This is a genomic window from Haloarcula rara (assembly GCF_029338235.1).
Classification (GTDB): Archaea; Halobacteriota; Halobacteria; order Halobacteriales; family Haloarculaceae; genus Haloarcula; species Haloarcula rara.
The window spans coordinates 921,106-939,378 of the sequence record NZ_CP119785.1 but is presented as its reverse complement, the minus strand read 5'-3'; the positions used below and the strand labels follow the sequence as shown (position 1 = coordinate 939,378).

24 protein-coding genes are annotated in these 18,273 nt (G+C 67.4%); 10 read left to right on the top strand and 14 right to left on the bottom strand.

The features are described from left to right. Positions 1–11 precede the first annotated feature (11 nt). The 3 genes from P1K32_RS04950 to P1K32_RS04940 all read right to left on the bottom strand — a co-directional run bounded on the left by P1K32_RS04950 (position 12) and on the right by P1K32_RS04940 (position 2,062). Positions 12–581: a GMP synthase subunit A gene (locus P1K32_RS04950; RefSeq protein ID WP_276251599.1), complete on the bottom strand. Its 570-nt coding sequence runs from the start codon at positions 579–581 to the stop codon at positions 12–14. Between the two features lie 89 nt (positions 582–670). Beyond that, the gene (locus P1K32_RS04945) at positions 671–1,222 is read right to left on the bottom strand and encodes a DUF7097 family protein (RefSeq protein ID WP_276251598.1); all 552 of its coding nucleotides are present in this window, start codon (positions 1,220–1,222) and stop codon (positions 671–673) included. A 138-nt stretch (positions 1,223–1,360) separates the two neighbouring features. Next, on the bottom strand, positions 1,361–2,062 hold the full coding sequence (locus P1K32_RS04940; RefSeq protein WP_276251597.1) for a DUF2270 domain-containing protein: 702 nt from the start codon (positions 2,060–2,062) through the stop codon (positions 1,361–1,363). A gap of 135 nt (positions 2,063–2,197) precedes the next feature. On the opposite strand from P1K32_RS04940, the gene P1K32_RS04935 reads away from it, so the two are divergent. Next, positions 2,198–2,563, top strand: a complete 366-nt coding sequence (locus P1K32_RS04935) for a DUF192 domain-containing protein (protein WP_276251596.1) — start codon at positions 2,198–2,200, stop codon at positions 2,561–2,563. Between the two features lie 140 nt (positions 2,564–2,703). Continuing rightward, positions 2,704–4,248, top strand: coding sequence for a (R)-citramalate synthase (locus P1K32_RS04930; RefSeq protein WP_379690850.1), 1,545 nt, complete (start codon positions 2,704–2,706; stop codon positions 4,246–4,248). A gap of 37 nt (positions 4,249–4,285) precedes the next feature. Here the strand turns inward: P1K32_RS04930 and P1K32_RS04925 are convergent, their stop codons facing one another. The 3 genes from P1K32_RS04925 to P1K32_RS04915 form a co-directional block, all read right to left on the bottom strand. Then, positions 4,286–4,576 carry a HalOD1 output domain-containing protein gene (locus tag P1K32_RS04925; protein ID WP_276251595.1) on the bottom strand — a complete coding sequence of 97 codons (291 nt, stop codon included), beginning with the start codon at positions 4,574–4,576 and terminating at the stop codon, positions 4,286–4,288. 115 nt (positions 4,577–4,691) lie between these two features. After that, positions 4,692–6,758 (bottom strand): bacterio-opsin activator domain-containing protein, encoded by a 2,067-nt coding sequence (locus P1K32_RS04920; protein WP_276251594.1) that lies wholly within the window; start codon positions 6,756–6,758, stop codon positions 4,692–4,694. Between the two features lie 101 nt (positions 6,759–6,859). Next, positions 6,860–7,303, bottom strand: coding sequence for a bifunctional nuclease family protein (locus P1K32_RS04915; RefSeq protein ID WP_276251593.1), 444 nt, complete (start codon positions 7,301–7,303; stop codon positions 6,860–6,862). A gap of 75 nt (positions 7,304–7,378) precedes the next feature. Between P1K32_RS04915 and P1K32_RS04910 the strand changes: the two genes are divergently transcribed. From P1K32_RS04910 to P1K32_RS04900, 3 genes are all read left to right on the top strand, one after another. Continuing rightward, a complete protein-coding gene (locus tag P1K32_RS04910) occupies positions 7,379–7,687 on the top strand; it encodes a DUF8081 domain-containing protein (RefSeq protein ID WP_276251592.1) in 309 nt (102 codons plus the stop codon). Positions 7,688–7,793: 106 nt separating this feature from the next. Then, positions 7,794–8,225 (top strand): hypothetical protein, encoded by a 432-nt coding sequence (locus P1K32_RS04905; protein WP_276251591.1) that lies wholly within the window; start codon positions 7,794–7,796, stop codon positions 8,223–8,225. Between the two features lie 66 nt (positions 8,226–8,291). Next, on the top strand, positions 8,292–8,570 hold the full coding sequence (locus P1K32_RS04900) for a DUF8142 family protein (RefSeq protein WP_276251590.1): 279 nt from the start codon (positions 8,292–8,294) through the stop codon (positions 8,568–8,570). Positions 8,571–8,572: 2 nt separating this feature from the next. Here the strand turns inward: P1K32_RS04900 and P1K32_RS04895 are convergent, their stop codons facing one another. The 5 genes from P1K32_RS04895 to P1K32_RS04875 form a co-directional block, all read right to left on the bottom strand. After that, a complete protein-coding gene (locus tag P1K32_RS04895; protein ID WP_276251589.1) occupies positions 8,573–8,809 on the bottom strand; it encodes a DUF3194 domain-containing protein in 237 nt (78 codons plus the stop codon). An 87-nt stretch (positions 8,810–8,896) separates the two neighbouring features. After that, complete coding sequence (locus tag P1K32_RS04890) at positions 8,897–9,271, bottom strand: prefoldin subunit beta (RefSeq protein ID WP_276251588.1); 375 nt, start codon at positions 9,269–9,271, stop codon at positions 8,897–8,899. A gap of 92 nt (positions 9,272–9,363) precedes the next feature. Next, entirely contained in the window at positions 9,364–10,401 is a 1,038-nt protein-coding gene (locus tag P1K32_RS04885) for a DUF4352 domain-containing protein (RefSeq protein ID WP_276251587.1), read from the bottom strand. 109 nt (positions 10,402–10,510) lie between these two features. Continuing rightward, positions 10,511–11,023, bottom strand: coding sequence for a PIN domain-containing protein (locus P1K32_RS04880; protein WP_220586518.1), 513 nt, complete (start codon positions 11,021–11,023; stop codon positions 10,511–10,513). Beyond that, positions 11,020–11,322, bottom strand: coding sequence for a UPF0175 family protein (locus P1K32_RS04875; protein WP_276251586.1), 303 nt, complete (start codon positions 11,320–11,322; stop codon positions 11,020–11,022). Before P1K32_RS04875 ends, P1K32_RS04880 begins: the two co-directional genes overlap by 4 nt. Positions 11,323–11,547: 225 nt before the next feature. Here P1K32_RS04875 and P1K32_RS04870 point away from each other — a divergent pair, with 225 nt between their 5' ends. The 5 genes from P1K32_RS04870 to P1K32_RS04850 all read left to right on the top strand — a co-directional run bounded on the left by P1K32_RS04870 (position 11,548) and on the right by P1K32_RS04850 (position 16,140). Beyond that, positions 11,548–11,685: a hypothetical protein gene (locus P1K32_RS04870; RefSeq protein WP_276251585.1), complete on the top strand. Its 138-nt coding sequence runs from the start codon at positions 11,548–11,550 to the stop codon at positions 11,683–11,685. A gap of 79 nt (positions 11,686–11,764) precedes the next feature. Beyond that, entirely contained in the window at positions 11,765–12,595 is an 831-nt protein-coding gene (locus P1K32_RS04865) for a pantoate kinase (RefSeq protein WP_276251584.1), read from the top strand. Between the two features lie 236 nt (positions 12,596–12,831). Next, positions 12,832–13,575: a 4-phosphopantoate--beta-alanine ligase gene (locus P1K32_RS04860; RefSeq protein ID WP_276251583.1), complete on the top strand. Its 744-nt coding sequence runs from the start codon at positions 12,832–12,834 to the stop codon at positions 13,573–13,575. A gap of 1 nt (position 13,576) precedes the next feature. Next, complete coding sequence (locus P1K32_RS04855; RefSeq protein ID WP_276251582.1) at positions 13,577–14,536, top strand: hypothetical protein; 960 nt, start codon at positions 13,577–13,579, stop codon at positions 14,534–14,536. After that, positions 14,473–16,140, top strand: coding sequence for an AAA family ATPase (locus P1K32_RS04850; protein ID WP_276251581.1), 1,668 nt, complete (start codon positions 14,473–14,475; stop codon positions 16,138–16,140). Before P1K32_RS04855 ends, P1K32_RS04850 begins: the two co-directional genes overlap by 64 nt. On the opposite strand, the gene P1K32_RS04845 is transcribed toward P1K32_RS04850, so the two are convergent. Genes P1K32_RS04845 through P1K32_RS04835 form a run of 3 tightly spaced genes read right to left on the bottom strand, consistent with a single transcriptional unit; the run spans position 16,123 to position 18,269 of the window. Further along, positions 16,123–16,332, bottom strand: a complete 210-nt coding sequence (locus tag P1K32_RS04845) for a hypothetical protein (protein ID WP_276251580.1) — start codon at positions 16,330–16,332, stop codon at positions 16,123–16,125. The two genes, P1K32_RS04850 and P1K32_RS04845, sit on opposite strands and share 18 nt — an antisense overlap. Positions 16,333–16,392: 60 nt before the next feature. After that, complete coding sequence (locus P1K32_RS04840; protein WP_276251579.1) at positions 16,393–17,223, bottom strand: ABC transporter permease; 831 nt, start codon at positions 17,221–17,223, stop codon at positions 16,393–16,395. Further along, positions 17,220–18,269: an ABC transporter ATP-binding protein gene (locus tag P1K32_RS04835; RefSeq protein ID WP_276251578.1), complete on the bottom strand. Its 1,050-nt coding sequence runs from the start codon at positions 18,267–18,269 to the stop codon at positions 17,220–17,222. The genes P1K32_RS04840 and P1K32_RS04835 overlap by 4 nt, the downstream gene beginning before the upstream one ends. Positions 18,270–18,273: the final 4 nt, after the last annotated feature.

Genomic DNA, 18,273 nt, shown 5'->3' with positions numbered 1-18,273 from the left:
AGCAGGCCTTCCTACTGCCGCGGCGCCGACTGCTGGTCACAGACCGCGAGGAAGTTCTCGAAGACGGCTTCGCCCTCTTCGGTGTGGGCGACCTCGGGGTGCCACTGGACGCCGAACAGGTCGCGGTCGGTGTCGCTCATCGCCTCGACGCCACAGACGTCGGAGGTCGCGGTGCGGGCAAAGCCGTCGGGCACCTCCTTCACTTCGTCGGCGTGGCTCGCCCAGACGCGGGTCTCCGGGGCGAGCGAACCGATGAGCGGGTCCGCCTCGTCCAGAACCTCGACGGTCACGTCGGCGTAGCCGCCGTACTCGCCGCCGCCGACACGGCCGCCCAGCTGGTCGGCGATGAGCTGCATCCCCAGACAGATGCCAAGCACCGGGACGTCCAGGTCGAGGTAATCGGGGCAGTTGCCGATGTCGTCCATGTCAGGGCCACCCGAGAGGACGATGCCGTCGGCGTCGATCTCCTCGGGCGGCGTGTCGTTGTCAAGCAGTTCCACGTCCACGCCCATGTCCCGGAGCGCTCGCTGCTCCAGGTGGGTGAACTGGCCGTGGTTGTCGATGACGACGATGTGGGTCATTGGTAGGCGAGAGGCTAGCTGGGCCTATATATCTCCTGATACATCACGGCCCACTGTCCGGGGCCACACCCCCGGCACAGCTGCGACAGCTATCCCCCGTCGTCGTACCGGTCGGCGGCGGATTCGAACCCCAGTTCGGTGCGTTCCTTGCTCTTTCGCCCCTCCTGTTCGGCGATGGCCTCCGGGTCGGGGCTGGCGTCGTCGTCGACGCGCGCCCAGGCGTTGTGGACCTTCGCGTGGCACCACCGACAGAGAAAGACCGTTATCTCGTGGCCAAGGTCGTCCTCGCTCGCCGACTCGCCGTAGGAAAGGTGGTGTTCCTCGAGCAGCGGCCGCGAGTCGTCGAACGCGTTGCGACGCTCTTCGAGCCCACAGCGGATACACTCGCGGTCCCGGTTGCGACAGCGGAAGTGCGGGCAGTCGCCCCAGTTCCACTCGGCGTTGTCTGGGTCCTCATCAGGCCCCACAGCGGCCGGACAGCGAAAGTCCTCGGCGCTGCGGGCGTTCGCGAACTCCGGGTCGTGGTGGCCGTGTTCGCGCGCCCACCGGCACTTCCCCTCGTCGGTGACGAAGTCACACCGGTCGACGTGGTCGTAGGGGTCGGAGACGCCGACGCTCGTCCCGCCCGGTGCCTTCTCCATGTCAGGCGTCTCTGACCGCCAGCTACCTCAATCTGGCTCTCCACCGTTTTCATCGAGGGGCCGCGCCGCTCGCCATCGCCGACAGCCTCAGTTTTCGAGTCGTTGCCCACGCAACTGCCATCACCTGCATCGGCTACGCTATTTCCACTTTTTCGGGTCCCCTTCCTCGAACTCGCCTTTCGCTTCCCGGTCGCGCGGCCAGAGGACGAGGACGATGGCGGCTGTGTAGTACAGCGCGATGAGCGCGACGACGACAACGCCGGGAACGACGGCGATAGTGGCAGTCTCCAGTAGACGCTCGTTCGGCGCGAACGCCGTGATTCGGAACAGCCACGCGACGAGCAACACGGCCAGCAGCGGGAGGTAAATTCGCCGAAGCCGGTTTGCGAGGGCTTCCGATGGCGATACTTTCAGCGTCGGTGTCCGATAATCCCGACTGAGTTTGCCCCGCCAGTCCTCGTGTTTGAGCCCCTCTGACGGCTCGAGCGCGTCCGCAAGCAAGTTCTGCTGGAAGAGACGTACCCGTGACCGATAGATATCGTAGTCGCGATATCGCCGTGCTTCGATGGACAGGAACAGCGAGACAGCCAGCATCCCGACGATGATAATGTAATGTGGGTTATCGCCACTGGAGAAGGCCCACGTGAGAATCGCGGCCACGACCGTCACCCCCCACGTCGTCGTCTGGTCGAGGCGCGACCGCCACGTCGTCTCCCGGTCCAGTTCCCCGCGATAGGCATCGCCCAGTATCGAGATCATCTCCGTGCTCTGCCCGGTTATCTCGCTGCCGAGCTTGGGTTCCGATGCCACGTCTGACTCGTCTGGCGGTTCATCGACCATACAGAGCGGTACGATACCAGCAGTGAAAATAGTTCAACGGTCTGACTTTTAATCGGGGCTGAACCAGTGATATCGTTCGAGACACGCCGAACGCGCCGACGGAACGCTTACGTGGCGACGTACCCACGCGAGCGTATGCGCATCGTCCACGACCCTGACGGGGAACGTCGCGTCCTCGCCACCAACGTTCACACGGCCGACTCGATGCTGGCAAAGTCGAAGGGGCTAATGGGCCGCCGGTCGATTCCGGACGACTACGCACTGGTCTTTCCGTTCGAACCCTCCTGGCCCTTCGGTGCGGTGCGTCGGCGGGTCATCCATATGCTGTTCGTTCGCTTCCCGACAGACGTGGTCTGGCTGGCCGACGACGAGGTCCGCAAAGCCAGGACGATGTATCCGTGGCGCTCGGTCGACTACGCGAAGGCCGACACCGTCATCGAACTGCCGGCTGGGACCGCCGACGACGTCGAGGTGGGCGATACGGTGGTCGTCGAGTCCTGACCGGACTGCATCCGCCAGACTAAAGACCATGAACGTCCCAGTACCTTTTACTATGTCGGAACACCCGACGGAGGATAGAGGAAGTCGCCGCGAGGCGACTGGGTGTGAAATTCGCCCCGAGTGATGGAAGTGAATCTTCTGTGAGCCACCACACACTGTTCGGGGACCACCCAGCGACGCGTCCCCTCGACGAGGTAGACGGCGTACAGTTCCTGGACACCACGCTGCGCGACGGCGAGCAGGCCCCCGGCGTCTCCTTGACCCCCGACGACAAGGCCGCCATCGCCCGCTCGCTCGATTCGGCAGACATCGGCGTTATCGAGGCCGGCAGCGCCTGTACGGGCCCCGGCGAGCGCGAGACTATCTCGCGGGTCGCCGAACTCGACCTGGATGCCACGGTGACGAGCTTCTGTCGGGGCATCCGGAACGATATCGACCTCGCCCTGGAGTGTGGCGTCGACGGTATCAATCTCGTCGTGCCGGCGAGTGACCGCCACGTCGAGGACAAGGTCGGGACCTCCCGCGAGGACAACGTCCAGTCGACGGTGGAACTCGTCGAGTACGCGAAAGACCACGGGCTGTGGGTCGAGGTCATCGGCGAAGACGGCTCGCGGGCGGACCTCGACTACCTCGAAGAGCTGCTCGCGGCCTCGCTTTCCGCCGGCGCGGACCGCATCTGCTGGGCCGACACCGTCGGGCACGCGACACCCGACCGCGCCCTCGAATGCGTCTCCCGGCTCGCCGACTTGGGGCCGGTGAGCACCCACACCCACGACGACCTCGGGCTGGCCGTGATGAACGCGCTCGTCTCCGTGGCCGCCGGGGCGGACCTGGTCCACGGGACGATAAACGGTATCGGCGAGCGGGCCGGCAACGTCGCCCTCGAAGAGGTCGCCATCGCCCTGGACCACGGCTACGGCGTCGAGTCGATGGACCTGACCGAGGTGTACGACCTCGCGAAGCTCATCGCCAACCGCACCGGCATCCAGCTGGCACCCAACAAGGCCGTCGTCGGTCAGAACGCCTTCACCCACGAGTCGGGCATCCACACCGACGGGACCCTGAAAGACGACGCGATGTACGAGCCCTACCCGCCGGAGAAGGTCGGTCGGGAGCGCCGCCTCGCGCTTGGCAAACACGCCGGCCGCGCCGGCGTCGAGGCCGCACTCGACGAACACGACGTCGAGGCGACCGACGAGCAGCTCGACGACATCGTCGGCCGCGTGAAGGAACTTGGTGACCGCGGCAAGCGGGTCACCGACGCCGATTTACTGACGATCGCCGACGAGGTCACGGGCCAGTCCCAGGACCGCCGCGTCGAACTGCTCGGGCTGACTGCGGTCTCGGGCTCCGACACGCCGACCGCGAGCGTGCGCCTCTCCGTCGACGGCGAGGAGCGCAAGGCCGCGGCCGTCGGCTCCGGTCCCGTCGACGCCGCGATGAACGCCACCGAGGACGCCCTCTCGCATACCGCCAACGCCTCGCTCGATGACTACCACGTCGACGCCATCACCGGCGGGACGGACGCCATCGTCACCGTCGAGATAGAGATGTCACGCGGGGACGACAGCGTCGCCGTCTCGGCCAGCGATTCCGACATTACGCGGGCCTCCGTGCGGGCGATGGTCGACGCGATGGACCGCCTCGTCTCTGACGACAGCGAGACGCTGGTCGCCGACGACTAGCGGACGAATTCGACAGAAGCTGGGACCGTTTTCCGCGTTACACTCGCGCTTCGGCAGTCGAGGGCTCCTCGTGGAACTGCTCGACAGTCACCCGACGCTGTGCCGACACTTCCACCTGACAGCCGGCCATGGCGAACTGGACCGTCCCGCAGGTGTCCTGTCCGGTGGACGTAAACAGCGCGTCTAACGCGTCCGGGTCGATGCAGTCATAGAGGCGTTCGTTCAGGTCGAGCGGGTCGACACCCTTCTGCTCGGCGACGGCGACGACGACGGCGTGGCTCAGCGGCTCCGTTTCTGGGATGACCCGGTCAGTAAGGTTACCTGTCATTATTTGAACTCGCTGACTCTCCCTACCGATTGGATGATAAAGCCGGTTGTGGCTACCAGGGTAGCCACGCCCGCGGGGCGACACTACGAGTATAGTTCTGTGACTCGCTGTCACGCTACTCGTCCTCGAAGACCAGCTCGAGCAGCTTCCGTTGTGCGACTCTGAGATGGCGGTTCACTGTCGGCTGTGCGACCCCGAGCATCTCGGCGACCCCTTCGCCGGTCGTCTCCCGTGGCCACTCGAAGAAGCCGCTGCCGTAGGCTGTCTGTAGCGCTTCGAGCTGGCGGTCGGTCAGGACGGCCTCGAGCGAGCTGCGTATCCCGTCGCGAGACCGAGTCCCTGCCGGCTGGTAGCGCCGCGCCGTCAGCGTGATGTCCGCGCGGCCGTCCGCCAGCCGGTCGAGGAACGCGCGAACGTCGGCGTCGGCGGCGAGCGTGACCGTCAGCGCGACCTCCTCGTCCGTGACACAGGCCGTGTCGAGGTGCCCGCCGTGGCGGACCACCCGACCGACGACGGTCGGCTCGTAGGCGACCAGCTCGTAGCGGTCCCCGTCGTCGACGGCCGCCAGCGAATCGACGCCACAGACCGCTTGGGCGGCCCCGCCGACGGCGTCGTCGTCGAAGTCCGGAATCGTGAGGAACAGTCGCGTCCGTTCCGCATCGACCGGAATCGCCTCCGTACAGTACACTGTCGCCCCGAGTGTGCCAGCCAATCGCGCCAGTGTGGCGTCCGGGTCGGTGACGCGCAAGTCCAGTTCGACGACGGTGTCGGCGGCCAGATGGGCCCCGCGCTCCCGGTCGCGGACGGCCGTCGCGACACTGTCGCCGAGTTCGGTGAACACCGACGCGAGCGAGTCGTCCCACTCGACGGGCTGGTTGGCGTAGACCGTCAGCACGCCGTAGCTGACACCATCGGCCCGGAGCGGGACGCTGAGGGTCGCCTGGAAGTCCCGAGCGATGGCCGCCCGGCGCCAGTGGTGCGCCCCGATATCTTCGGCCACGGCGTCGACGGTCGTCGGCCGGTTCGAGGCGGCTGTCTGGACGGCTGGCGGGGCCTGGGGGCCGTCGGTCGAGAGCGAGACGGTCGACAGGTAGTCCGATCCAGTACCCGACCAGGCCCGGGGCTCGACACTGCCGTCCCTGGCCCGTCCGACCCACGCGAACGACAGCCAGTCCGACGCCGTCAGTGCCGTACAGACGCCCGACTCGATGTCGGCGACGGTGTCGGCGTCCACGAGGACTCGGTGGACTCGGCGGACCAGCGACAGCTCCCGTTCCAGCGCGGTGACGCGTTCGGCCTGCTTGCGGTGGGCCGCGTCGCGTTCCCGGAGCGTCGCTTCCCGGTCGACCCGTTCGAGCGCGGCGGCCGCGCTCTCGGCGAGCCGGTCGACCCCACTGCCCGTACACTCCTTGCCCGGTCCACGGCGCCGACCGCTGTCTGTGCCGGGGCGGTCACGCTGGTCTGTCCCGCCCACGGTGTGGAGCACGCCGTAGTCCCCCAGCGGCTGGTAGCGGTCGCCGCCCTCGACAGTCGTGGCCGCACCCTCGAGAAACACTTCGCGGACGACACCGTCGTCGTCGCCACCGACGGGTGCCCGCGCGTCGGCGCCCGGCGTTCCGTCGACACCCGCCGGCCACAACACGTTCCGGCAGGCGTCGAACAGATACAGCGTCGCGCCCGACAGCCCCAGCACGTCGGTCGCCGTCTCGACGATGGACTCGGCGACGGCCTCCCTGCTCTCGGCGGCGAGCAGGTCCCGCGTCGCCCGCTGCAGGTCGGTCACCGCTGTCCGGTTCCGCTGTGCTTCGACGCGGCGGTCGGCCCCTCGTTGCCGGCCGACACAGAGGATATGTGTGCCGTGGCGGTCGAACCCGAACTCGGCCCACCGCTCGGGCGCAGTACCGATTCGGACCGATACGTACTCGCCGGACTGCTCGATAGTCTCTTCGACTGTCCCGGCGGTCAGTCCTGAGACGACCGCTGTGAGCGGCTCGCCAACGGGTGTGTCGTCGGTGCCGACGAGTGTCGCGAACGTATCGTTTGTCGACACGATAGTCAGGGAATCGTCCAGCACGACCGCTGGCTCGGCCAGTCGCGTAATCAGCAGGTCGAGTAGCCCTGGCGGTGATGTCGACGCGTTGGTCGCGTGGTCCACCCGTGGCTCCCTACCGGAGTTCTCCATAGACGCTTCAGGGACCTGACTACCGAAAGCATACTCTCAGCTTCGGCGCCGACTACGTACCAGACCGGTGCAGGTAGTCACGCCGGCTGTGGCGGTCGCCCCTACAGCCCCTCGTCGGCGTCGAACTCCTCGGGCGAGCGGCCGGCCGCGTCGATCACCTCGTCGGAGACTATCAGCGGACAGTCAACCCGCAGGGCGACGGCGATACCGTCGGAGGGGCGGGCGTCGAACACCATCTCCTTGCGCCGGTCCTCCAGGTACTGCTCTGTGTCCACCTTCGCATAGAAGGTGCCGTCGGTGAGGTCGTCGATGCGCACACGGTCGATGGCCCCGCCGAACTCCGCGACCATCTCGACCAGCAGGTCGTGGGTCAGCGGCCGCTCGAAGGGCTCGCCGTCGATGGCCAGCTGCATCGACTGGGCCTGGTCGGTGCTGACGAATATCGGGACGATCTCCTCGCGCGCACGCAGGAGGACCACCGGCGTCCCCGACCCTTCTTCGCTGACACCGACGCCGACCCCCTCGACCGTGGCCTCGTGTTCCATATAAATCGGTTCGGCGCGTAGGTATGAAAAACTAGCCCGCCGTCGTTTTACCGGCCGAGGGCGTGTGTCTCTCCTGTGACCGAGAAGGGCTATCTGGTCGCCGTGAAACCGTCAGCGCGCATGGTGAGCGCACGCGTTGGCCAGTGGGTCAACAGCGAGGGCCCCACTCGGCTGTTCGACTCGAAGCCCCTGGCCCGCGAGTGGGCCCGGGCCTGCTCCAGTGCCGGCGCGACGGTGTGGGTCCAGGACGCCCCCGCCTGGGCCGCCGGCGACGCCGACGGCTATCTGGTCGGCCGCCGCTTTCGCGACGCGAGCGCCGAGCGGTCGGGCCACCAGGCGACTCTCACCGGCCTCGACGACGCGCGCCGAGATAAACCGAGTTAATTCGGCTTAATTCTCAGAATACCGGCCGCAAAGCGGCGAAATCCGACTTCAGCGCGTCCCCGCTTGAAGTGCCAATAGCCCACAGCATCGAGCGGAGGCACAACCGATGCAACTCACCAAGATAGCCGGCGTGGCGCTGGCCCTGCTCATGGTCACGGGCACGGCCGCGGCCATGCCCGGCGCTGCGCCCGCACAGGCCGAGGAGAACACCGAACAGACTGCCGAGAACACCGAACAGACCGACGCCGACGACGGCAACGAGTCGGCGGCCGCGGACAACGCACCCAACCGCGGCGCTGACCGCGGCGGAGCGCCCGACAGCGCGGCGCGCGGGCCGCCCGCCGACCTCCCGAGCCAGGTCCCCGACTTCGTCGGTGACGTCCACGATACCATCGGGCAGTTCCTCGACGGCGACCGCGACGGCTCCCTGGGCGAGCGGCTCAGCGACCTGACGCCGGACGACGAGGACGCGGACCAGTCCGACGGCAACGAGTCGAGCACGCCCGACGCCACCCCGACCGCGCAGGCCGACGCGTGAGGTCCCCCAGCTGACGCGTGCGGTCGCGAACGCGATACTTTTGGCCCTGGCGGCCCCAGACACGGTATGGACGACACCGCTGAGTCCGGCCTCGACCAGCCCACCGAGCGGACGACGGCGGACCTGCTGGAGGACGACGACGACGGGCTCGTCGAGGGGATGGACCGATGGACGGCCACGAAGTACATCGGGCCGTTCGTCGCTATCGGTCTGTTCAACCTCGTGTTGCTACTCGGGTGGGGGCTGGACCCGCTGTGGGGCTTTATGATTCTGCCGCCGATTCTGTTCATCAGCGTCCTCGGCTGGATCGCTTTCAGAACCGGGTTCGCGAGCGACCGGACCTGACGCTAGCTGTCGAACAGCTCGTCGACGGCGCCGCGCGCGGCCAGTGCCGCGTCGTCGGCGACCCGCTCCTCGTCGGCGCTCGCGTCGGGCGCCTTGACGTAGACGTCAACGTCGAGCATCTGCTCCTCGAAGGTCACGGTCACGTCGTAGTCGTCGATATCGCTCACGCTGAGCCGAGCAAAAATGACGTTTTCGGCCGCGTCGGCGGCCGTTTCAACGACTTCGTCGTCGGTCGGCATCGGCTTATAGTGATTCCTGTAGCGATTTACCGGGACGCGCCGACCCCGGGGTCGGCGCTATCCGGAAATAATCTACAATAATCACTATTACGCGCCGGCGCCGGGGCCGCCTGCCGGGCCGCCGCCGAGCATCTGCTGTAGCTCGCTCTGGAGCTCCTCGAACTGCTCCTGGACGCGCTCTTCCTGCTTTTCGAGGGTCTCGACGCGGACCTCGAGGTTGCTGACCTTCTCTTCTAAGTCCTCGCGGGCCTCGTCGAGCTCGGTCTTGACGAGCAGCTCGCCGACCTCTCGGTACATCGTGGTGTCGGCGTCGACGTCGTCGAGCTCGTCCAGCGCCGTCTCGGACTCCTGCAGCGTCGACTCGGCCTGCTGTTTCTGTGTCGCGACCTGCTGTGCGGTCTCCTGAAGGTCCTGCAGCTCCTCGAGCTTCTCCTGTGCTTCCGGCGGAAGATTACCCTGCATACTCGCCCGGTCGGGGTCCGGACTGTTAAACCCACGCATCTACGTCGCAACCCGGCCCCCGAGGCCGCCCTCGCGGGGCTGTTGCGCGCCGCTCACAGATTCCAGCGAGCCGTGATCTCGGACGTCAGCTCCACCGCGAGCTCATACGAGGTGGCACTCTCGTCGACCTCGAACAGGAGGATACCTTCGCGGGCGATGCCGGGCGATATCTCGCCGCCCTCGTACTCAGTACGGTCGCCTGAATAGTAGCTGACGTCGGACTCCGACGTGCCGGCGATGAGCGAGATATCGAACGTAGACGGGACAGTCACTCGCTCGTCGCCGACGTTCTCCGCGGACAGCGTCACGAACACGAACTTGTCCCCGCTGTCGGGTTCCTCCTCGAATGTGTAGTCCGAACTGGAGTAGGTGTAGGACTGGGCCTCCTCGACACTGGTCGGGCCGATGGAGAACCGCCGGTCTTCGGTCCCGAACTCGAGGGTATCGCCCGCCGAGAGGTCCGGGTAGTCGTACGTCTCCCGCTCTAGCGAGCCCACGTCGATGCGCCACGTCGCGGTCGTCGACTCGGAGAACTGGTCGAAGTCGGCGATGAGCTCCCCGGTGCCGTCGCTGGGTTCGATTTCGTAGACGAGCCAGCCCGAGACAGACGCGCCCGGCTGTATCTCCTGGAACTGGTCGTACGACGAGTTGGAGTACGCGCTGGTGAACGTCGTTTCGTACTGCTTGCCATCGATCGTGAGGGGCGGGTCGGCGGGCACGTCTACCGGTTCGCTCCCGGTGTTTTCGGCCTCGACCTCGACCCTGAGAAACGTCCGCCCGGACTGGTCCGGAACCTCCGAGTAAAGCGAACTCGAGTTCGAGTAGACGAGTGCGTCCTTGAGGTCCGCGTCCCTTGGGGTAAACGCCAGCTCATCGTCGTCACTCTCCCGGTACACCGCTGTCTCGCCCAGTTCGAACGTCGAACTGTCGGCCTCACTGGCCTCCTCCGTTGCTGTCGAATCCGCCGGGTCGTCTTCCTCCTCGTCCTCGCCGTCTGGCGTCCCGATAGTCCCCTCCTCGCTACAGCCCGCGATGCCCAGTGCCAGCCCCGAACTGGCGAGTGCCAGCAACCTGCGGCGGTCCATATGCATATAGTTACCCTTCTCAGTCATGCCAATATAAGTTGGGATGGGGTCCAGCCCGGGGTGGACCCGACTACTCCGCGATTTCACCCACAGCTCGCTCACGGTTGTCCAGTAGCTACTCCGCAATCTCACCCACGGCCCGCTCGCGCAGCTCTCCGGTCAGGTGCATCCCGTGTTGATCGATGCGCCGGACGATACGCTTTGCCTGGGTCGGGCTCAGGTATTTATCTTCGATGGCGGCGCGAACGACCACGCCGAAGCTGCTCGTGACTTCGGCGCCCAGTCCCTGCGCGGTGCGGCGGACGGTGCGGTCCTCGGAGACGACGGCGACGGCCGAGCGGTCCCGCTGGTCCCGGTGGGCCAGCACGCCCGCGAGTATCGTCTCGGCCGGGCCAACGTCTTTCGCCCCGAGGACGGCCCGCGCGCCGTCGAGGAACGCCTCGTCGACGCCCGTCTCGACCCCGCTGTCGAGGTACTCCCCGAGGTTCGTGGCGGCCGGCTCGACGTCCACGGCGTCGGCGACCGGGGCCGGGACGACGACGTCGCCGTCGAACGCCGAAAGCAAGGCGAGTTCGCCCACCTGCCCCAGGCTGTACAGCGAGGTGGGGCCGACGTAGATGCGCGTCATAGCTCCGCGGCCGTGTCGGCGTCGAGCTCCAGGTCCGACAGCTGGAGCTGTGTCGTCAGGTTCCGCTCGCGGGCCACGTCCAGCCACTCGGCGATAGAGCAGTCCGCTATCTGTGCGGCCTCGGCCGCGGAGACGTCCCCCGACTGGTACTGTTCGACGGCGACCCGCACGCGCAGCGTCTCCAGACCCTCGCCGAGGGCCTTCCGGATGGTCGTCGACCGGTCCTCCGAGAGCAGGTCGGCCACGTCGTCGAGCTCCGCTTTCTCTTCGTCGCCGAGTCGTGCGCTGATGGTCGGCATCGTATGCGTAGTAATGTATCGTATACACACATCAATGTAGGGGGTGGCGACAGCCGAGTGCCACCGGCCGGTCGAACACCCCAGCGCGACGGGACGCGGGACAAACTCTCTAGCCTGACCGAACGTCTGGTATTAATCCGTATAATATCTTAAATATGAAGTAATATGGCGCTACACTGCCTAAACAGTCGATATATTTATGATATACTGGAATATCTAGCCACTATGTCCAGCACGAATCAGACGACTGGCAACCTGCCGCTGAACTGCACCGACTGCAACGAGCCCGTCCGGAAGACCGCGAGTGGTACGTACGTCTGTACCGGCTGTGAGCGTACCTCGACGGCGCGCCTGGTCCGATAGCCGACTCGTCGACGGCCGCGCCGACCGCTGCCGCGCCGAACCGCCAACGCTTACCCGTCGGCGCCCCGCATGAGTCCCAATGAGCGACGACGCACGGGCGTTCGTGCCGGGCCACGTGACCGGATTTTTCACCGTGGACCGGGGCGACGACCCGACGAAGACGGGTTCTCGCGGCGGCGGCATCGCGCTCTCGGACGGCGTCTCGGTGACGGTCGAACCGGCCACGGAGACGACGGTCGAACTCGACGGCGAGGCGGTCGAGATGGACGCCGTCGAGCGCGTCCTTTCGGCACTGCGGGCAGAGGCACACGTCTCCGCCGAGACGCCCCTTCCCCTCGGGGCGGGCTTTGGCGTCTCCGGAGCGATGGCCCTCGGAACGGCGCTTGCGACCAACGCCGCCCTCGACCGCGGGCTCTCGTACAACGAACTCGTGACCATCGCCCACGGTGCGGAAGTGCAGGCGGGCACCGGACTCGGTGACGTGGTCGCACAGGCACGGGGCGGGGTCCCGCTGCGACTGGAACCCGGGGGCCCCCAGTACAACTACGTCGACGCCGTCCCCGGGCGGGCCCGCGTGGAGTACTACACGCTCGGCGAACTGTCGACGCCGGACGTCGTCGGCGGCGACACCGAAGCGCTGACGACCGCCGGCGAGCGCGCGCTCTCGATGGTAGTCAAAGAACCCACGCTGCCGACAGTCATGCGAGCGTCCCGGCAGTTCTCTCGCGAGGCGGAGCTGCTGACCGACGACGTGGAGGCGGTCGTCGCGGACGTCATCGAGGCCGGCGGCGACGCCGCGATGGCGATGCTGGGCGAGACGGTGTTCGCGCTGGGGACCGGGCTGACCGACGCTGGCTACGACGCCCGCTCGTGTGCCACCTACCCCGCCGGCGCGACGCTGGACGGGTAGCGAGGCCGACTGAAAGGAGGCCTCGAAGCGGAACGGCGAACGTAGTGACCCGTGGAGCAGTAGCGAGGTTCCGAACGAAGTGAGGAACCTCGAAAAGCGAACGGAGAACGGAGTGAACCGCGAGCAGTAGCGAGGGACCGACCGCAGGGACTTGTTGCATCGCGCAGTCTGCCGGTATGCCACCCCGTGACGCAGGTACGGTGGACTTTTCTACACGTGCCTACAGTAGGAACCATATGAGCGACGACGTCGACGTGCCGGAGAGTCACCCGCGGTACGAGTCACTGCTGACTCGCCACCGCATCGAGGCGGGAGTGGATATGGGTATCACGTCCCGACAGGGGCTCATCGCACAGGGTCGAGGCGAAGCGTACGATTACCTGCTGGGCGAGGAGACCATCGACAGCGCCGACCGGGCCGAGCGGGCGGCCGCCGCCTATCTCCTCTCGGCGGACCACGCGGTCATCTCGGTCAACGGCAACGCCGCGGCGCTCGTTCCGGGCGAACTGGTCGAGCTGAGCGAGGCGACGGGGGCCGACCTCGAGGTGAACCTGTTCAACCGGACCGAGGAGCGAATCGAACGCATCGCCGAGTACCTCCGGGAGCACGGCGCCGAGGAGGTCAAGGGACTGACCGCCGACGGCCGGATTCCGGGGCTGGACCACGAGCGCGCGAAGATCGACGCCGACGGCATCGGCGACGCCGACGTGGTGCTGGTTCCCCTGGAGGACGGCGACCGCGCCGAGGCGCTGGGCGAGATGGGCAAGACCGAACTCGTCGTCGACCTCAACCCCCTCTCGCGGTCGGCACAGGTCGCGACGGTCCCTATCGTCGACAACATCGTCCGGGCGATCCCGGCCATCACCGAGCACGCGCGAGAGCTGCAGGCGGACCGGGACGCACAGCGGGCGGCCATCGACAGCTTCGACGCCAGTACCGCGCTTACTGACGCCGAAGCGGCGATTCGAGGGGGTGCCTGAGATGGGGCTTGCACCGTATATCTACGCCGACCGCCGCCTCCCCGACGAGGAGGCGGTCAGGGAGACGCTGGCCGGGCGGTCGCTGACGAAGTTCGGTGACGACGAACAGCTCGAACGCCTCCACCGCGTCTTTTACCCCGTCTTCCGTGTCGAGTACCGCTACGAGACCGGCGAGGGGAAGCTGCTCGGAACCGAGGAGAAGACGGCCACCGCGCTACTCGATGGCCTCTGGGAGGACAACGACGCCGAGCTGTCCCGGTACGCCGAGGGGACCGACGAGCTGGTCCGGCGGTCCACCAGCGACTACGATTTCGGCGCCAACACGCCCACCCTCGGCCGCTCGGTGCTCATGCAGTTCCAGGTGCCGACCGACGAGGCCGAGTCGCTGCTCCCGCGACGTATCGAGGAGTACCGCGAGCAGCAGGGCACCACCGCGAACGTCTTCCTGCGGAAACTTCGGGACTCGTACGGCCTCCCCGGCGACTTCGACCCCGAGGGGTTCGACGCGGTCACCGACATCGAACGCTGTTACCTCCCGTTCTGGCTGGCGGAGTTCCACTCGCCGCATTCGGCCGACATCGCGCTGGTCTCCTTCCGGGACCCCGACGCCTCCGCCGAGGAGATGCGCCAGCACGGCTGGCTCTCGGCCTTCGTCAGCGAGCAGCCCCGGCGGCTGGCCACCTTCGGCTACGAGGCCGACCCCGACCGCGTCGAGCGGGCGATTCGCGAACGCGTCGGGCAGACGGGCGGTGCGCCGGCGCCAGCGGAGAGGGCCCCACCGGTGGCGGCGAGCCCAGCGGCGAGGGCTCCTCGGGCGCCCCGACGGTCAACCGCCAGGGCGCGAGTGACGGCCAGTCCGACGGCGAGCCCGAGGTCGTCCAGCCCGACGGCGTCGATATGGAGGCCACGAGCGTCGTCGACCCGAACCCCGACCGGAGTTTCGCCGACGTCGGCGGGATGAGCGACCTGCTCGAGACGCTCAACCACAAGGTCGTCCGCCCGCTGGCGGACCCCGAGGCCTTCGAGGAGTACGGAATCGGTGTCGTCAACGGTGTCTTGCTTCACGGCCCGCCTGGCTGTGGGAAGACCCACGTCGCCGGGGCCTTAGCCGGCGAGGTCGACCACGCGTTCATCGAGGTCGGGCCCGCCGACGTGACGAGCAAGTACATGGGCGAACCGGCCCAGAAGGTCGAGGAACTGTTCGCCATCGCCCGGGCCAACGCCCCCTGTGTACTCTTTATCGACGAGATAGACGGTATCGCCGGCGACCGCGACGGCGACTCGAACATGAACTCCAGCGAGCAGCAGCTGGTGAACCAGCTCCTGACCGAGCTGGAGGGTATCTCCGAGGAGGACGTCGTCGTCGTCGGCGCGACGAACCTCGTCGAGGACGTCGACGGGGCCATCCGCCGGTCGGGCCGTTTCGACGAGCGCGTCGAGGTGCCGGAGCCCGACGCCGAGGCCCGCCGGTCGATTCTCAAGCTCCACCTGGCCGGCCGGCCCACCGCCGAGGACCTGGACCTCGAACCCGTCGTCGAGGCGACGGCGGGCTACGCCGCCAGCGACCTCGAACTGCTGGCCGAGAACGCCGCTCGACAGGCACTGCGCGAGGACGAACCCATCGGAACCGACCACCTGCAGACCGCCGCCGACGAGTCCTCGACGAGCATCCCGGACTGGATAGACCCGGCCGACGCCGCCGAGGGCGGGGTGGTCCAGCCCGACGGCGTCGACCTGCAGGCGACGAACCTCGTCGACCCCGAGCCGGGACGGGATTTCACCTCCGTCGGCGGGATGGAAGAGCTGAAAGAGCGGCTGCAAAATACGGTCATCGAGCCGGTCCACAACCGCGAGGCCTACGACGAGTACGGTATCGACGTGCTCTCGGGCCTGCTGCTGTACGGCCCGCCGGGCTGTGGGAAGACCCATCTGGCGGGGGCGCTGGCCGGCGAACTCGGCCACAGCTTCATCGAGGTGACGCCGGCTGACCTCTCCAGCAAGTGGATGGGCGAACCGGCCAGCAACGTCGCCGACCTGTTCGAAATCGCGCGGGCGAACGCACCGTGTATCCTCTTCATCGACGAGATAGACGGCGTCGCCGGCTCTCGCCGGGGCTCGACCAGCGACAATCAGCAACAGCTGGTCAACCAACTCCTGACTGAGGTCGAGGGCGCCGCCGAACACGACGTCGTGACGGTGGGCGCGACTAACTTCGTCGAGGACGTCGACAGCGCGCTGCGCCGGTCGGGCCGCTTCGACGAGCGCGTCGAGGTGCCCCCGCCGGACGCCACGGCTCGCCGGGAGATTCTGGAGATACACCTCTCGGACCGCCCTATCGCCGACGACATCGACTGGGACGCCGTCATCGAGCCGACCGAGGGCTACGCCGCAAGCGACATCGAGTTGCTGGCCGAGGACGCCGCGCGCCACGCGCTGCGTGACGGGTCGGAGATTCGCCAGCAACATCTGGAGACGGCGGTGTGGGAGACCCATTCCAGCATCGAGGACTGGGGCGAGGCCGACCGGTACGCCGAGAACGACCTCACGTCAGAACTGGGCCGCTAACCCCGCGTCGACGGCCGGTGACCGCACGGCGACGCTCGCGACGACGGCCGAGCAAAACGCCGCGACTGCGGCCGCGCCCGCCACGTCGGACCGCCCGAACGGCCCGTCGTCGTCCGTTACCGTCAGCAGTGCCGTGACGCTGATTGCACCCGAGAGGACGCCGTTGAGGAGTGACTTCTGCCAGTGTTCCATGGGTTCACGCTACGTGCGGGGACGGCTAGTGGTTTGTGCTGGTCCCGCCGGCGACGCCCGCTAGTAGTCGCCCAGCACGCCCAGTCTCCGTGCCCGTCGCGTCGTGTACTGGAAGACCAGATAGCCGCCGCCCAGATAGCCGACGGCAGTGGCAAGCAGTAGCCCGAGGTCGGCGGGGGCAAACTCCCAGAGCCGCGTCCCGTCCAGCATCGCACGCTGGAGCAAGGCGCTGCCGTGGGCCAGCGGCAGCGCTCGCGTCCAGCCCAGTTCGAACGCGGGCGCGGAGATGAGCACGATGAACCCGAACTGCAGGAGGTTCAGCCAGTTGCCCACCTGCTTGTAGAGGACGGTGATACCGCCCGCGGCAAAGCCCAGCCCCAGCACCGAGACGATACTGAGCCCGGCGATAGTGACCACGGTAAAGACGTTTAGACTGAGCGTGGTGCCAGTGATGAGTAGCATCACGAACAGGATGACCGTCGAGGTGAGGAAGGTGCGGACGAGCTTTGCGACGCCTTTCAGCAGCGCGACGGGCGCGAAGCCGAACGGCGTCATCACGTGCCGTTCCAGGGTCCCCCACTGGACCTCGCTGCCGATATCGTTCGAAATCGAGGAGTAGGCACCGACCGAGAGCGTCCAGAGGAAGTAGCCGACGATGATGCCCTCGATGGAGTCGGTCAGCGCCCGGCCGGCGACCATCCGGCCGCCGTAGAACAGCAGGCCGAAGAAAAACAGTGCGACGACGATGCCGCCGACGGCGTTTGCGGGATAGCGCACGAAGACGAGGTACTCCCGGTAGAGGACGGCCCGGACGAGGTGGCGATAGCCCGCCGGCCGGGGCCCGTCGCCGTCGGACGAACTCGCCGGCCCGTCGCCGTTGTGCGAGCTCATCGGCTCCCTCCGGTGATATCGACGAACACGTCTTCGAGGTCCGGTTCGACGGTCGTCACGTCGGTAAGCGTCACGCCGCGGTCCCGCAGGCGTGCCATCAGCGCGTAGAGGTCGTCGCTGTCGGCCCGCACCTCGAGGCGTGTGCCGGCCTCGCGGCGCTCGACGGCCGTGACGGTGAACCGCTCGCGCAACGCTCTCACGAGCGCCTCGTCGAAGTCGCCGCTCGTCAGCCGGAGGGTGTGGGTGTCGTCGGTCCGGGCGAGCGCGTCGACGCTGTCGTCGGCTACAACTGTGCCCTCCGAGACGATGACGACGCGGTCACACACCGTCTCGACGACGTCCATATCGTGGCTGCTGAGCACCACCGTCAGGTCCTCCTCGGTCGCGAGCCGCCGGAGTTCCCGCTGGAGGGTGCGAGAACTCTCCACGTCCAGGCCCAGTGTCGGCTCGTCCAGGAAGACGACGTCCGCGCCGCCGGCCAGCACGCTCGCGAGCGAGACCTTCTGTTTCATCCCCCGCGAGAGGTCACGGACCGCCACGTCGGCCTTCTCCGCGAGGTCCAGCCGCTCCAGCAGGCGGTCGTGGCGCGCCGCGACGGAGTCGGGCTCTACGCCGCTGATGGTCGCGAAGTAGCGGAGGTTCTCCCGGACGGTGAGCCGCCAGTAATCGTTGCGGGCCCCCTCGAGCATCGCGTCGACCTGCGCGTAGGCGGCCCGCGGGTCCGCACGCGTGTCGACGCCGCCGATATGGACGTCGCCCTCGTCGGGCAACACCATCCCGAGCATACACTTGATGAGCGTCGTCTTGCCGGCGCCGTTGGGCCCGAGAAGCCCGACGATGGAGCCCCGTTCGATGGCGAAAGAGACGCCGTCGACGGCCGTCACCGCGTCTTCGCCCGTCCCGAACGTCTTCCGGAGCCCCTCCACGGCGACGGCGGGGGGCGCCGTCTCGCCGCTCCCGTGTTCCTCGCGGGTTCCGGTGTCCGACCGCGCGGCCGCGTCGCCCGCGGGACTGTCCGGTACGACCCCGTCCTCTCGGGTTGTCATCGGC

Coding starts and splice junctions, on each gene's coding strand:
- P1K32_RS04950 (WP_276251599.1), bottom strand. CDS start 581: ATGACCCACATCGTCGTCATCGACAACCACGGCCAGTTCACCCACCTG.
- P1K32_RS04945 (WP_276251598.1), bottom strand. CDS start 1,222: ATGGAGAAGGCACCGGGCGGGACGAGCGTCGGCGTCTCCGACCCCTAC.
- P1K32_RS04940 (WP_276251597.1), bottom strand. CDS start 2,062: ATGGTCGATGAACCGCCAGACGAGTCAGACGTGGCATCGGAACCCAAG.
- P1K32_RS04935 (WP_276251596.1), top strand. CDS start 2,198: ATGCGCATCGTCCACGACCCTGACGGGGAACGTCGCGTCCTCGCCACC.
- P1K32_RS04925 (WP_276251595.1), bottom strand. CDS start 4,576: ATGACAGGTAACCTTACTGACCGGGTCATCCCAGAAACGGAGCCGCTG.
- P1K32_RS04920 (WP_276251594.1), bottom strand. CDS start 6,758: ATGGAGAACTCCGGTAGGGAGCCACGGGTGGACCACGCGACCAACGCG.
- P1K32_RS04915 (WP_276251593.1), bottom strand. CDS start 7,303: ATGGAACACGAGGCCACGGTCGAGGGGGTCGGCGTCGGTGTCAGCGAA.
- P1K32_RS04905 (WP_276251591.1), top strand. CDS start 7,794: ATGCAACTCACCAAGATAGCCGGCGTGGCGCTGGCCCTGCTCATGGTC.
- P1K32_RS04900 (WP_276251590.1), top strand. CDS start 8,292: ATGGACGACACCGCTGAGTCCGGCCTCGACCAGCCCACCGAGCGGACG.
- P1K32_RS04895 (WP_276251589.1), bottom strand. CDS start 8,809: ATGCCGACCGACGACGAAGTCGTTGAAACGGCCGCCGACGCGGCCGAA.
- P1K32_RS04890 (WP_276251588.1), bottom strand. CDS start 9,271: ATGCAGGGTAATCTTCCGCCGGAAGCACAGGAGAAGCTCGAGGAGCTG.
- P1K32_RS04885 (WP_276251587.1), bottom strand. CDS start 10,401: ATGCATATGGACCGCCGCAGGTTGCTGGCACTCGCCAGTTCGGGGCTG.
- P1K32_RS04880 (WP_220586518.1), bottom strand. CDS start 11,023: ATGACGCGCATCTACGTCGGCCCCACCTCGCTGTACAGCCTGGGGCAG.
- P1K32_RS04875 (WP_276251586.1), bottom strand. CDS start 11,322: ATGCCGACCATCAGCGCACGACTCGGCGACGAAGAGAAAGCGGAGCTC.
- P1K32_RS04870 (WP_276251585.1), top strand. CDS start 11,548: ATGTCCAGCACGAATCAGACGACTGGCAACCTGCCGCTGAACTGCACC.
- P1K32_RS04865 (WP_276251584.1), top strand. CDS start 11,765: ATGAGCGACGACGCACGGGCGTTCGTGCCGGGCCACGTGACCGGATTT.
- P1K32_RS04860 (WP_276251583.1), top strand. CDS start 12,832: ATGAGCGACGACGTCGACGTGCCGGAGAGTCACCCGCGGTACGAGTCA.
- P1K32_RS04855 (WP_276251582.1), top strand. CDS start 13,577: ATGGGGCTTGCACCGTATATCTACGCCGACCGCCGCCTCCCCGACGAG.
- P1K32_RS04850 (WP_276251581.1), top strand. CDS start 14,473: ATGGAGGCCACGAGCGTCGTCGACCCGAACCCCGACCGGAGTTTCGCC.
- P1K32_RS04845 (WP_276251580.1), bottom strand. CDS start 16,332: ATGGAACACTGGCAGAAGTCACTCCTCAACGGCGTCCTCTCGGGTGCA.
- P1K32_RS04840 (WP_276251579.1), bottom strand. CDS start 17,223: ATGAGCTCGCACAACGGCGACGGGCCGGCGAGTTCGTCCGACGGCGAC.
- P1K32_RS04835 (WP_276251578.1), bottom strand. CDS start 18,269: ATGACAACCCGAGAGGACGGGGTCGTACCGGACAGTCCCGCGGGCGAC.